Genomic DNA, 12922 nt, shown 5'->3' with positions numbered 1-12922 from the left:
AGAGTACGTCCCTGTCATGATCCTGAGACTTGCGATGGGGAATCTGGAAACGGAGAAGCAGCGATCAAGTCGCAAGCATTGGGGCACTTGAACCCCGGGATGAAACGTTCGCAGATGGCGGCGTTGACGGTGCCATACGTCGTTTCAGGCTTGTGTGCAAAGCCGGCGAAATACTCCTGGATAAAGCCTTCCTTGAAATTGATGCGGGGATACTTGGCGACGATTTCCTCGAGTAGCTCCGCGGGAAACTGATCGAACCCCACCCCGATTACATCGAGAAGAACACCGGAATGAGGAGCGCTACTTCGGGGCGCATATATTTCGGAATGCCGGGCGTGGTGTGCAGCGCGATTGCCTCCCAGACGGCCTGCACCTGATGTTCAGCGATGTTGTGGGTGCCAAGAAACTGTCGGGCGGCGTTCGCGCCATCGACTTCGAAGCGTTCGTCCGGGCTCGAGAACTTCTTGATCAGGCCGAGATCGTGAAACGCGGCGGCAACGTAAAGGAGCTCAGGGTCGAAGCGCAGTTTCCTCTGACGTCCCTGCTCGGCTGCGAACAGGTAGACGCGAATCGAATGGTTGAAAAGCAGATCAGTGGAATGCTCGCGCAGGATGTCTGTAGCCTCTTTCGCGAGCAACGAATCGGGAATGACGAGTGCATTGGACAGATTTGGTGCGGTCATTCGTTGTATCCTTTCAAAAGTAAGTGTGGGGCTTGGCGGCGCCTCTAGCACCCTACCGCCCCGAGGAGACTGATCGATCATCCGACGGCGAGCACGATCTTTCCTTTCGGCTGAGGCCGCACGCGTTCCAGCATCAAATGAGCCTCGCGCGCATCCGCAAGAGGTAAGACTGCCCCGACGTGTGTTCGTAGTTTTCCACCATCGACGAGGCGAGCAATCTCTGTCAGGTATTGGCTCGTAACGTTGACCAGAAAGAAGGTGGCTCCGACACCGTAGCGTTGTGCAAGTTGCTGATCCGGATTGGACACCGTCGAAATCAGCTTGCCGCCGCGACGAAGGACCTGGAACGACCGGCTTTGGGTTTCACCGCCGACCAGATCGATGACAGCGTCCACATCCCGTACTTGTTCCTCAAAGCGCTGGGTCCGGTAATCAATCACGATGTTTTCGCCGTGGTTGCGAACGGCGGCAGTATCACCCGTTCTTACCGTTGCGATCGTTTGCACACCTGCATGACGGGCCAATTGAACCGCGTAGGTTCCCACGTTGCCAGCCGCTCCGTGAATGACGACCCTTTGACCTGCTGGGAGTTGGGCGTGATCAAACAATGCCTGCCATGCGGTGACGGCAACGACAGGAATGGAGGCACCTTCAATGTGGGTTAGCGAGGTTGGCTTGGTCGAAACCATCCCTGCGGAAGCCACAGCATACTCGGCATAGGCACCGATAAACCGCGGGTTCGTGACCCCATAAACTTGTTCTCCGACACGCAGTTCAGAGACCCCGGCTCCTGCGGCGACGATTTCACCTGAGAGCTCCGCCCCCAGAGTGAGGGGGAGCGGTTGCGGCAAAGCACTCTTTCCGGCCCTGATCCAGCCATCCCACGGGCCCACTCCAGCGGCTTCAACCTTGACCAGCACCTCGCCCGGGCCGGGCTCGGGCCGCGAGACGCGCTCGAGCTTCATGATCTCTGGTGGCCCAAATTCGTGCACGCGCCAGGCCATCATCGTTGAATGAGCTCGCTCTTCGTTAGCCTGAGGAACGATGGTGCCGTTGGTCATCTCATGCTCCTTTTGCTCGATTCGTGATGCCATGTCCCAATTGCCATCCCGGCAAACTCCGCGGTCGCGCGTGCCATAGCTCGCATCGGCGGCGGGTGCTCGCTCGTAATCGCGTCGCGATCGTTCGAGGCGTGTTCAGAAACGGCTTTCTCAATCGTGCTCTGCCTCGGAAAGGGTTTATGTCGCAATGGACCCTGTTTTCGACAACCAATCCGATCCTGCGGATCAGGACAGCCGGACGTCGTTTCCTGACAAAGACGACTACCGAGCCTTCGCCGGCACACAACAGTGGCACCGCTCGTGCGCAAAATTCCTGCTCGCAATGTCCGCGAAGCGGTTATCGCTCAGGGCCACAAGCGGCGGTGAACGCCGGTGCTGCCCAGCGCCTGCTCTACCTACAGCCGACATCTCAATGGCTTGAACGCTGTACGGCTTGGAGCCAACTCCGGAAGTCGCTCGCGATCATCTTTTTCCGTAGCCATGGTCATTTACCGGGCTGAATATGCACATTGTACTCGGCATTGCCGGCGCCGGGATTGCCAGTGCAATCTTGAGCGCCTCGGTATCAACTTGGATGGATGGGTCCGCTACCTGATTTCCGGCTGCATCGGCGGGTCTCAATAATTTGGATTGTTCGTGCCGTACGGCCAACTTGAGGCTTCAGAATACTTTTTTGACCACTGGCCAGCGGCCTGCACACAAGCAGACTGTAGTCTCACAGATCGCGAATACGCTGGTCCATGGAGGGCCGTGCAATAGTCGAGCTATCATTAACGGAACTGCCGAAGTGGGCAGATTATTTCGAATGTCGGCCCGTTAGCGGCGACAGCATTTTAAGTTCGCACGATTGCCCGCGTCATTCCTGATCCAATTTCCTGCTTCGTGACCGACGCCCTCTTGCGGCTCGTGCGTATTTGCCCATCTCCATATCCGGAAGGCGACGCGTTGCAGGCCCCAAAAACCGGGAAACACGTCGATGACATCACAGGCCGACGAGACCGCGCAGACCACGCGCATGGCGAATATTCCGTACGATCAGCAGGCCAAGATCACCATCGAGCGCAAAGGCCAGACTGTGTTGATTGGCATCAACCGGCCCTACATCGACAACCGGCTGGACCCGGACGCCACAGAGACCCTGGCGCGAGCCTACTACGATTACGACCGCGATCCCTCCCTCCGTGCCGCTGTTCTGTTCGGCTATGGCGATCGCTTCTCCAGAGGTATCGATGTCGATGCCTACAAGGCCTTCGCTCAGTCCGGAAAAAAGATGATGGATGGACCCGGCTTTATCGACCCTCTCGGGCGCACCAAGCCGGCCCTCACGAAGCCCCTGGTTGTCGCGGTGCATGGCGACACCTGGAATATGGCACACGAGCTTTTTCTTGTCGGCGACATACGCGTGGCGTCGGAAGACACTGAGTTCGGTCAGGACGAGAACACGCACGGCCGTTTTCCCGGCGGGGGTTCAACGGTACGTTTTCCCAGAGAGGCCGGATGGGGCAATGCGATGCGCTTCATTCTAACAGGCGATCATTGGGGAGCGAAGGAAGCTCTCCGGATAGGAATGGTTCAGGAAGTGACCCCGGACCGGGATGCGGCTCTGGCGAGGCTGTCGAGATCGCCAGCAAGATCGCCGCATGCGGTCCTCTCGGCATCAAGACGTCGCTGACCTCCTCGCATATGGCGCTCGACGACTCCGAAACGGCGCTGGGCAAGCTCGACGACCAATATCGTGCGCTGTACGCGACCCGGGATTTCCGAGAAGGCCGCGATGCCGAGGCAAAAAAGCGTCCGCCCGTTTACGAGGGACGTTAGCGGCAAGCTATCGACGATGGCTTATTTGCTCAGGACGTCCGGATTCTTGGGCGCTGCAATGGCACGGGTGCGGTGATCCCGGGGTTGAGACGATCGCAGGCACGGACTGGGATCGCAGGCACGGACTGGCGCTCCGGTCAGCACGCCCTCGCGTTGTTCGCGCGGACCGAAGCAGAGGTTCAGCCGTTCATCATCCCGACGCAGAACCAAACCTCAGTGATTTCCCTCCGCTTGCATTGCGGGAGCCGACATCAGGTCGCAGACCGCATGAGGAGTACAAATGTGACCACACGCTCAAGCTGAGGAATGCTGGGACTTTCACAATCATTAGGTCATGAGTATTCAAGCCGAAGGCGACGAAAAAGTCCTCCGTCTCCACGAAATTAGCCGATCCAGGCCATTGCCGCTCGCGGCGGCCGGTATCATCTCCCCGGCGCCCCCCAAACAACGCGCCGATGTCCTCCGCGGAGATCCACGGAGACGGCTCCGGGCCGATCGGATCGATTGCTAGTCACGTGAATCTAAAGTTCGCCACATAAAGTCCGCTGAGCTTTATAGCAGAAGCGTTTGACGGAAGCCAAAATCTGGTCTGCGGACTTGGTCCATTTGAATGGCTTCGGTTTTCTGTTGTGCAGGTCGATGAAGGTACGGATGTCGGCCTCGAGCTGCCTGACGGAGGTGTGAACACCTCGCTGGATCTGTTTTCTGGTGAGTTCAGCGAACCAGCGCTCGACCTGATTGATCCATGACGCGGAAGTCGGCGTGAAGTGGACATGATAGTGCGGCCGACGGGCGAGCCACGCTTTGATCTTAGGTGTTTTGTGGGTGGCGTAGTTGTCCATGACGAGATGGACATCGAGGCCTTCAGGAACTTGAGCATCGATCCCTTTTAAAAACTTCAAGAACTCGACTGCCCGGTGCCGCTTATAGCATTTGCCGATGACGAACCCCGAGGCGACATCGAGCGCGGCAAACAGCGAGGTCGTACCATGCCGCACATAACTGTGCGTGCGCCGTTCCGGTACGCCCGGCATCATCGGCAGGACCGGCTGCTCGCGATCCAGGGCCTGGATCTGGCTTTTCTCATCGATACTGAGGACAAGGGCTCGGTTCGGTGGGGACAGGTAAAGGCCGACGATATCGCGGACCTTGTCGACGAACAGCGGGTCGCTCGACAGCTTGAATGTCTGGCTGCGGTGCGGCTGCAGGCCGAACGCCATCCACATTCGGCGGATCGTGGTGTGGGAAAAGCCAGTTTCCCCAGCCATTGAGCGGATCGACCAGTGCGTCGCGTCGGGTGGCGTTGTACGCAATGTCCGCTCAATTACCTCAGCAACCTGATCGTCGTTGATGGTTCGAGGGCGGCCAGGGCGGGCCTCGTCAAGCAGGCCATCACAGCGATCCTTCAAAAATCGGCGACGCCACTTGCCAACGGTGTGTTCGTGGAGGCCGAGTTCGGCAGCCACGGACTTGCTTGGCAAGCCATCCGCACACCGCAGGATCGCGCGGCAGCGCTCAGATAGCGATCGGGCAACGCGATGACGACGAACTTGCCTCTCCAAGTACGCCCGCTCCTGCGGACTAAGCACCAACGGCGCGATCGGCCGGCCTCGTTCACCTGCATTCGCCACGAGCTCTCTCCTCTGTAGAGATTCGAGCTATCAACTAATGTGGCGAACTTGCGTTCCAGATGACTAGTGGCTTCAGAAGGTCTCTTCTTCGACTACGGAGCGCTGATCTCGGCACATTTACGCGCAGTTCGCGCGTTAATATGCAATGCAACCTAAGATACCCAATATTCTGAATTGTGGATGCGCGAATTTTCTGGGGCCGCCGGTTGCCACGGGCGGATTGTGGAAGAAAACCGACCCGCCCCCCGGCCATAGGGCCAACGAGCCATCACATGGACGCGCTCCGACGCCGGTACCGGGTTGTGCAGTTCGGTGTCAGAGGCAAACGCAACACCCAGATCGAGGACATTGTCCTAGTCGAAGTCCGGAGTGACTCCTGCCGCACCAGGAAGGAGAAGGCTTCTGCAATTCGCCTAGCGACCGGCCATATAATTCAGACGGCCTCGCTAGAGTTGCGCTTCTTCAATACCGAAAAGCGAGACTCGACTGACGCCTGGCTCCGGCCGAGTGCGGCTGCAATGTCTTTGAATGACGCCCCGTTCGCCTTCATCTGTAAAAGCTGTTCTTCGTCCTCTGCGGACCAAATTGTCGAAGTTTTAGAAGCCCCAGTACGGACCATTCCCCCCACCACTTCTTTAGACTGTCCAAGTGCACGCTGTGAGGCAAATTATGGCAGCCATTCGTCCTCCTACAACCGCTTGTAAGTTGGACGATCGTTTACCGCACGCTGCGATTAGTGTTCTGCGTCTTGCTGATAGCCTGTGTTCACTAGTGGACCGAAGCTGGGTGAGAAGTAAGGCTGCATCAATGGGCGGCCGCCCCTAAGCAGCATCCCTCTCGTCGCCTGCCTTGCCGGCAGCGCGGTCTGGGTGTTCGGCGCTAAGCCGATTGGGCTGCGGTGGAGGGGTGTCCGTTTTTTCAAAGCCGATAATTTCTTGCGGGCCGGTCGGGCACCCGCGGACGCGACGCCGCAGATTTCGCAACTATTTTTGCCTGTGCACGTTTCTGGAAACCTGCGGGATAACGCGAGTGAGTGTGCGGCCGGAATTTAGGGCCGGTGGCGGAAGACCTTGAGTCGGCCCCTCCCCGGCATGTTTGGTTTCAATTTTGCACGCGACTGCGCGCCCTTGGGAACAACGGTCTGTAGCCGATGGTGTGAGAGTGTGTTTGGCCCCCACCCTTGCAGCCACGGCACCAGAGCCCTGGCCCGCTTCCAGCAGCACATCTACAGGCACCCAGTCCCAGCGTCACTTGCACAGCTCGCGGTCGTAGCCTTACGCGTGCAGGGTCTCGCCGTCGCATTCATCTGCGTCTCCGATACTGTTGATATTAATCACGTTCGTCCCCTTCGTGAAGTGGCCGCGACAGTCCCTTGCGCGCGCGAGCCAGCCACAGTGAGAATGTCCCTTGAAGATAGATGGGGAGGGGATTTGCTCTATGTGACGCGCGCGCAAGGGACTCTTGCGGCCACTTGCTATTACTGCAACGAGCCGGAGATAATCCGGCGGACCTCCTCACGGCGCGCCTTCTCTGCCTCGGCGCGGTCAGCGAACAGTTTGTGGACCGATGGCAGAACCTGCCATGTCGAGGAGTCGCGTCGGCCTGTTTGCAGGGGCTCCAACCAGCCAAAGGCATCCAACTGCTCCAGAACCGCTTGGGCCTGGTCCACATCCATCCTTCGCAATATGCGGTCGCCGCGCCTGACATCCCGCACCGATATAGTTTCGAGTTTGTGGGCCAAGATAAAACCCGCTGCAGCCAGCACCATGTCGTGCCGATCTGACAGACCGAGGATGTCGACATAAAACGCAACAGCGTGTGGAAATAGGAACTTCTCAAGGAAAGCTGCGGCTCGCTTGGCGGTGTCTTCCTTGATTATGGATGCAGGGCGCGCCCCCTCGCTCTCAATGCAGTGGAAAACAATGCAAAGCCGGGCGAAAAGGCCATCGTACTTCCCGAGGTGAGAGACAAGTTTCTTATTCACCGCCTCCCATGCACACTGCATCTCGAAATACTTCCGCGCCAGCGAGCTGCGCAGATCCTGCGCGGCATCATCGAACTGTAGCGGCACTTCAACATAGCTACTGTGCGTACCCTCTCCGGTCGGCTTGCGTCATCGCGTCAGGCGGGCCACGATAGCGTCATATGCGGCAGCGGCATCTGGCATGGGCTTATCGACACCGGCACCAGCGGCGCCGAGAACGATGGGAAATAGCCTCTGAAGCAAACCATCATCATGCGCTTCGGCAGCGAGAGCGCGGATCGGCTCGGGCTGGATGCCGCCTAAGAGCGAGACCGAAAGATTTTCGATCAGTACCGCACCGCGCCCAATGCGATTCACCGTGTACGGGCCGCCGTTGAAAGATTGCAGCCAGAAGCCCCGGTGCTCTGAGCAACATTTGCGCGAGGATTAGGGCGCTGGGCGACTGGCAATGTTCAAAATGTTCAGCACCTTGCAATTCGGATTTGAATATTCACGATCGTCCATATTCAAGCGAAGGACCCGTCGCGATCAGCACCGGGTCCTTGTCTCTTTGCGAGCTTCGAGCAGCAGCTTTGCCGCCTGGCTTACCGCATTGGTGAAAACTCCTTAAAATCGGACTTCAAGAAAGGTTCCGTGCACAGGCGCGGGTTGTCTCGTCATGGGGCCGGCGGCCCATGGCGCCAGCACAAACTCGTTGAAATCGCGCTGGGTTGAGTTGGTTTGCAGAGCAATATTATTCTTAAGGGAGCGAAGAAGATATCTCCAAGCTCAAGAGCCTGGCGGGGACGATGCCAGTTGGCCAGATTGCCGCTAAACTGGGCCGGACCGAAGGGGCTGTCATGGTAGAAGCTTCGAAGCTAAAGCTCTCGCTTCGCTTTCATCGAACGCAACAGCCGCAACCGGCCTCGCCGTAGCTCTTCAGGGCAGCCGGTGGCTAACGCCCGTTGAAGCATAGCGTGGTTATAGGCGAGCGCAGTGTGCCTGCCTGCTTAGTAGACGAGCGAGAAATCTGCGCAACAACCTGCCATCCCACGAATGGTAGGCGCGCGAGCCTTGCTCCAAAAAGCGCAAGTATACCGCGCGCCTTCGGCCGCCGCCTACAGGACGCACGGCAGCCGGATTGGGCAATCCGTACGACTTGTTGCCCGCTCTCAACCGAAAACGGCTGCGGAGCCTTCGCTTGATAGGCATGAATCGCGCGATTGGCGATCATCATGGGTCGGCGCTCCCCGGATCGAATTTGGTCTTCAATGAATCGAATGAGAAAGTCCGTTGACGTTTCCTCGTTGCAAAGCTGCCCTGACCTCTCAAGGAAGCCCAAGCGATGTTGAAAGAGACCTCGATTGCGCTACCCATAAACATGATAGGGAAACGCTGGGATCTCGCCGCTGTTCCTACTTGCGGGTTAACCTTCACTGGACTCGGCTTCATGGCGAGCGAGGACCTCATGAGAATAGCGGCGGCCGGAAAGGGCTGCGTAGAGTTCGGTTGAGTGGAAGATGGGCGCCCCAACGCATGCGGACGGCCTGCGTTGCATGTCCGGCTGCGTCAGGCCGCTTGCTGTGATCGTTGTCAAATGGGCCAGGCCGCCGACAACGTGGCGTCCATCGAAGCGTTTGCGACGCTGGATCTCCATGCAGTGCAGTAGATAAGATTCGGGATCGACCTTCTCCACGTCGGCAATCAGGTCAAAGCCTGCCTCTTGAAACTCCTGGCGCGATGGCGGCGGCCTAATTCATGTCGCTTTGGAATTGGTCCAGCTTAGCGCCGAGCTGGACGACGAGATTTGATAATTCGGATGGCGATCTGGCTTATTGAGCCACTTGAAACCTAGCGTCAGCATTTACCCTACCGCTCAAGCTTAACTTCAGGCTTCCATTGCGCCATTCGGCGGCCCGGTTACGCTGTCATAGCCGGATGAGTTGCCCCGTCCGGGTTCAGCATGGCGGAGTCGGCGCGCCATCATACTCGGCGCGTCGGCTTCGTGTTTCCCAGGGAGATCAGCGGTGTGGCCCTACGGAATCGCGGCGCTACGCGTTGCGCTCCTGATCGTCGGAGTTTTCGCACTCGTTATTTTCAGCTTCGATTTTCCGGACGAGCCTAAGGCCTAAGTTTAACGGTGAGGCGCGCCTACGAGCCGTGTCGCAAAGGCTATAAAGCCGTTTCCGCCTTGAACCACAAAACCGCCGCTCGACTTTTTGATGCTACACCTGATGCTCCCTGCCTGGCGGTTGCGAGTTGGCGCTTGAGTTTGAATGGCAGTTGCGCGATTTGATTTTGAAAGTCGTTGTTGGGCAATGCTTCTCCGTCGAGCGAATACCGGCTTACGGTAATTTAATCCGCGGTATGTTTGCTCACCACGATCCATGTTGTTAGACTCGTGCCATCAACATTGATGGAGCGCCGCCTTGGCCAAGAAGACAAAGAAAGCTGTTCGCCGCGAATGGACGAAGAGCGACATCAAGGAACTCCGAGCGCACTCAAAAGCATGTACGCCTGTCGCGAAGATCGCCAAGATGACGAAGCGAACCGAGGGCTCGCTGCGTCAGAAGGCGCTCGTGTTGGGGTTTGGATTAGGCCATCAGCGGTGATTGGACGGCTGGTTGCCTTGATCGTTGTGGCCATTTGACGCGGGTATGGAAAGATAATGCCGTTCGCATAGCCAAGTTGAGCAGTCAGGCGCAGACTCCGCCATCAGGGCGAGGCCATATGTGACCTTATTCTGGGGGTTGAGGGCTCGCCATTTGCCAGCCCTGGCGGGCCCTCCTTCAATCAGCAAAATTGCACCTTAAGTTTTTTCCAAGTGTGGCTTCGATAACATTGCGCTCCGGTACGGTCCCGGTAGGCTTTATTTGCCGGGGCTGGACTTCATATTTCACGTTTTCATTTTAACCCGGCTGGCCGCAGTGGTTCGCCGCTGCGGCCTTTTCGCGTTGACGAATGCTAGGCAACCAGACGCGCTGACCAACAAGCCTCGTACGCTCATCGCGCAAACCGGCGCCTCAGCCAATCGGCCGTCAGGCTCAGCCAAGCTTCCTTGTCCGGCTGTCTCATTGCTCTATCGGCCAAACGGCGGCATTCTTCGGCTTCGGTTCGATAGCGGTCGGCTTCTTCCTCTCTCATCATTCCAATCCCAGCGAACAAAACTTAGCAACCGCGAGCTAATTTGTCGTGAAGGCGATGTAGCGACGCACTGCACCATCGTCTTGAGTGGTTTTGTTGCCCGATACAAAATCATCGGCGATCGCGAGCAGATCCTCTGTTTCCATGTTCCGGGAGATTTCCCAGATCTGCAGACCCTCCAGCTTCGGGTACTCGACCATAACATCGTGAGCATTGGCCCGTCGCGTGTTGGCCAGGTCCCTCACACGCAGCTTCAGGCAATTCTCGACGCCTCCCCCAAACTCGCACACGCGTTCTGGCGCGAGACTCTTAAGGAGGCAGCGATTTTTCGGGAGTGGGTCTGCAACGTAGCCGCGCGTGACGCGCTGGGTAGCATCGCGCATCTGATCTGCGAAACTGCAACTCGGCTTGACGCTGTCGGCCTGGTAGAGAATGACAGCTTCCAGCTCCCGTTTACTCAGCAAAATATCGCGAATGCTACGGGCATTTCGGCTGTCCATGTGAATAGGACGCTTCAGTTGCTCCGGAGCCGCGGTCTAATCAAGTGGGAAGCTCGGACCCTGGAACTGATCGACTTCCGGGAACTAAAGCGGATCGCCGACTTCAGCCCGAACTATCTGCACTTGCATCCGGAGCCGTCGTCAAGACGGGCAGTATAAGAATATTTTTGGGCACTCCTCCGAGACACGATCCACGCTGAACCAGCGCGACAATTTCGGCAAGAGCCCGAGCAAATTAGCAGAAGCAGTGATCAGACACGGTGTTAATCTTGCCGACGTCCGGTGTTGAGAATTTCGAGCTTTGACTGAATTGATCGAAAAGTGTCCTGAGTTTTGGCGAACTCTGTTTGAAGCTCGGACCACAGCATGCGGCTGCGCAACGTTTGCCGCTGGCAGGCTTGAATGGCGCGGTCTGTTGCGTGACGGCTGGCCCGGACGCTCACCTTTTGACGCGGTCTGAGTATTTCTGAGAAGGGAATGTGCATGAGAGTGCGGCCACTCTCGTCGGCAATTTCAACTTCGTCATTGGTGGGATCATCATGGGCTCGAAACATTTCGAACGAAATCCCAAGCACCGCCTCATAGGCGTCGAGATAGGCGGCCTCAAGAGAGGGAAATACTGTGCCGATCTCGTCCCTGCCGACTTCGTCGTGCGAAGTAAAATGAAAGAAAAAGCGTGGCATTTGGTTGCTTCCTCAATTTCAAGGCCGAAAGGGATCGGAGAACACTACTCTGGTATCTCGTAGAGCCGCGTCGTACTCGGCGACACCACAACCTTGTCAGGAGATGCTGGACACTTGGACCAGCGCGTGTCCACACTTTAACCCGGCTGACCTGCCCCTGCCGATTTCCTCCAGTTGAAGTTAGAGTCCGGCCTTCTGAAGGACGGACAGATGAAGCGAGCCAGGTTTACGGAAGAGCAGATTATTGGCGTGCTGCGTGAGCATGAGGCGGGTGCGAAGGCTGCCGATTTGGCGCGGAAGCATGGCGTCTCTGAAGCGACGCTGTACAATTGGAAGGCGAAGTTCGGCGGTCTGGACGTCTCCGATGCCAAGCGGTTGCGGCAACTCGAGGACGAGAACGCCAAGCTGAAGAAGCTGCTGGCCGAGCAGATGCTGGATGCTGCAGCGCTACGCGAGCTTTTGTCAAAAAAATGGTAGGGCCCGTCGCCAAGCGCGAAGCCGTCGCGCACCTGCAGGCCGTCATGGGTCTGGCGGAGCGGCGGGCCTGCGGCATCGTCGGCGCTGACCGCAAGATGGTTCGGTACCGATCGTGCCGACCGCCGGACACCGAACTACGCGGCCACTTGCGCGAGCTTGCTAATGCCCGTCGGCGGTTCGGCTACCGCCGGCTGTTCGTGCTGCTTCGCCAGCAGGGCGAGCCGTCCGGGCGGAACCGGATCTACCGTCTGTATCGAGAGGAAGGCCTCAGCGTGCGCAAGCGCCGGGCCCGCCGCCGCGCCGTGGGCACCCGAGCGCCGATACTGGTCGAGGCTCGGCCGAACGCCCGGTGGTCGCTGGATTTTGTCCACGACCAGTTCGCCAGCGGCCGTCGCTTCCGGGTCCTGAATATCGTCGATGACGTGACCCGGGAATGTCTGGCGGCCATCCCCGACACCTCGATCCAGGGGCGGCGGGTGGCACGCGAACTGACGGCGCTGATCAATCAGCGCGGCAAGCCGGGCATGATCGTCTCCGACAACGGCACCGAGTTCACCTGCAATGCCATGCTGGCCTGGTCGGAGGAGAACAAGATCGACTGGCACTTCATTGCGCCGGGCAAGCCGATGCAGAACGGCTTCTGTGAAAGCTTCAACGGCCGGATGCGGGACGAGCTTCTCAACGAAACCTTGTTCTTCGGCCTCGATCACGCCCGCGCCAAGATTGCGGATTGGGTCGGCGACTACAACGGCCAACGCCCGCATTCCTCGCTCGGCTATCTGACCCCTGCGGCCTATGCCGCCTACCTCACCGCAACGTGCGATCGGCTGCGCAACCCCGACCAGCTCCGCCGATCGCACGTTGCTCACACCGCGCCAAACGGCGTAACATCCGCCGAGACTCTAACCGCTACTGGGTGAAACTTCAGGGGCAGGTCACGGCAGATCAAGCCCGGTGCCAAGT

At 58.2% G+C, this 12922-nt stretch carries 9 protein-coding genes and 3 pseudogenes; 6 read left to right on the top strand and 6 right to left on the bottom strand.

Features of this window, described 5'->3' with window-relative positions; translation table 11 throughout:
* Nucleotides 1-13: 13 nt before the first annotated feature.
* Both ACVJ5M_RS45745 and ACVJ5M_RS45740 read right to left on the bottom strand, forming a co-directional pair.
* Nucleotides 14-682 (bottom strand): annotated as a pseudogene (locus tag ACVJ5M_RS45745) (HD domain-containing protein); the annotation flags it as partial.
* 77 nt (nucleotides 683-759) lie between these two features.
* Nucleotides 760-1743, bottom strand: coding sequence for an NADP-dependent oxidoreductase (locus ACVJ5M_RS45740; protein ID WP_354100660.1), 984 nt, complete (start codon nucleotides 1741-1743; stop codon nucleotides 760-762).
* A gap of 976 nt (nucleotides 1744-2719) precedes the next feature.
* On the opposite strand from ACVJ5M_RS45740, the gene ACVJ5M_RS45735 reads away from it, so the two are divergent.
* Together ACVJ5M_RS45735 and ACVJ5M_RS45730 are read left to right on the top strand one after the other, a co-directional pair.
* Entirely contained in the window at nucleotides 2720-3415 is a 696-nt protein-coding gene (locus ACVJ5M_RS45735; RefSeq protein ID WP_354100661.1) for an enoyl-CoA hydratase-related protein, read from the top strand.
* An 11-nt stretch (nucleotides 3416-3426) separates the two neighbouring features.
* Entirely contained in the window at nucleotides 3427-3561 is a 135-nt protein-coding gene (locus ACVJ5M_RS45730; RefSeq protein ID WP_354100662.1) for a hypothetical protein, read from the top strand.
* Nucleotides 3562-4082: 521 nt separating this feature from the next.
* Here the strand turns inward: ACVJ5M_RS45730 and ACVJ5M_RS45725 are convergent.
* From ACVJ5M_RS45725 to ACVJ5M_RS45715, 3 genes and pseudogenes are all read right to left on the bottom strand, one after another.
* Nucleotides 4083-5192 (bottom strand): IS630 family transposase, encoded by a 1110-nt coding sequence (locus tag ACVJ5M_RS45725; protein WP_135216181.1) that lies wholly within the window; start codon nucleotides 5190-5192, stop codon nucleotides 4083-4085.
* A gap of 1477 nt (nucleotides 5193-6669) precedes the next feature.
* Nucleotides 6670-7569 (bottom strand): annotated as a pseudogene (locus ACVJ5M_RS45720) (DUF3987 domain-containing protein); the annotation flags it as partial.
* Between the two features lie 1012 nt (nucleotides 7570-8581).
* The gene (locus ACVJ5M_RS45715; protein ID WP_354100729.1) at nucleotides 8582-8851 is read right to left on the bottom strand and encodes a hypothetical protein; all 270 of its coding nucleotides are present in this window, start codon (nucleotides 8849-8851) and stop codon (nucleotides 8582-8584) included.
* A gap of 733 nt (nucleotides 8852-9584) precedes the next feature.
* Between ACVJ5M_RS45715 and ACVJ5M_RS45710 the strand changes: the two genes are divergently transcribed.
* Together ACVJ5M_RS45710 and ACVJ5M_RS45705 are read left to right on the top strand one after the other, a co-directional pair.
* The gene (locus ACVJ5M_RS45710; RefSeq protein ID WP_354100728.1) at nucleotides 9585-9767 is read left to right on the top strand and encodes a hypothetical protein; all 183 of its coding nucleotides are present in this window, start codon (nucleotides 9585-9587) and stop codon (nucleotides 9765-9767) included.
* A 315-nt stretch (nucleotides 9768-10082) separates the two neighbouring features.
* The gene (locus ACVJ5M_RS45705; protein ID WP_354100730.1) at nucleotides 10083-10958 is read left to right on the top strand and encodes a Crp/Fnr family transcriptional regulator; all 876 of its coding nucleotides are present in this window, start codon (nucleotides 10083-10085) and stop codon (nucleotides 10956-10958) included.
* Nucleotides 10959-11062: 104 nt separating this feature from the next.
* Here ACVJ5M_RS45705 and ACVJ5M_RS45700 read toward each other — a convergent pair whose 3' ends face one another.
* Nucleotides 11063-11482 (bottom strand): DUF6894 family protein, encoded by a 420-nt coding sequence (locus ACVJ5M_RS45700; RefSeq protein ID WP_354100727.1) that lies wholly within the window; start codon nucleotides 11480-11482, stop codon nucleotides 11063-11065.
* Between the two features lie 210 nt (nucleotides 11483-11692).
* Here ACVJ5M_RS45700 and ACVJ5M_RS45695 point away from each other — a divergent pair.
* Together ACVJ5M_RS45695 and ACVJ5M_RS45690 are read left to right on the top strand one after the other, a co-directional pair.
* Nucleotides 11693-11845: pseudogene (locus ACVJ5M_RS45695) on the top strand (transposase); the annotation flags it as partial.
* Complete coding sequence (locus tag ACVJ5M_RS45690; RefSeq protein WP_231142186.1) at nucleotides 11812-12879, top strand: IS3 family transposase; 1068 nt, start codon at nucleotides 11812-11814, stop codon at nucleotides 12877-12879. The pseudogene ACVJ5M_RS45695 and the gene ACVJ5M_RS45690, both read left to right, overlap by 34 nt.
* The last annotated feature ends 43 nt before the right edge of the window (nucleotides 12880-12922 follow it).

The sequence above is a fragment of the Bradyrhizobium sp. S3.7.6 genome (assembly GCF_054061875.1).
This window is presented reverse-complemented; position numbering and strand designations above follow the sequence as displayed.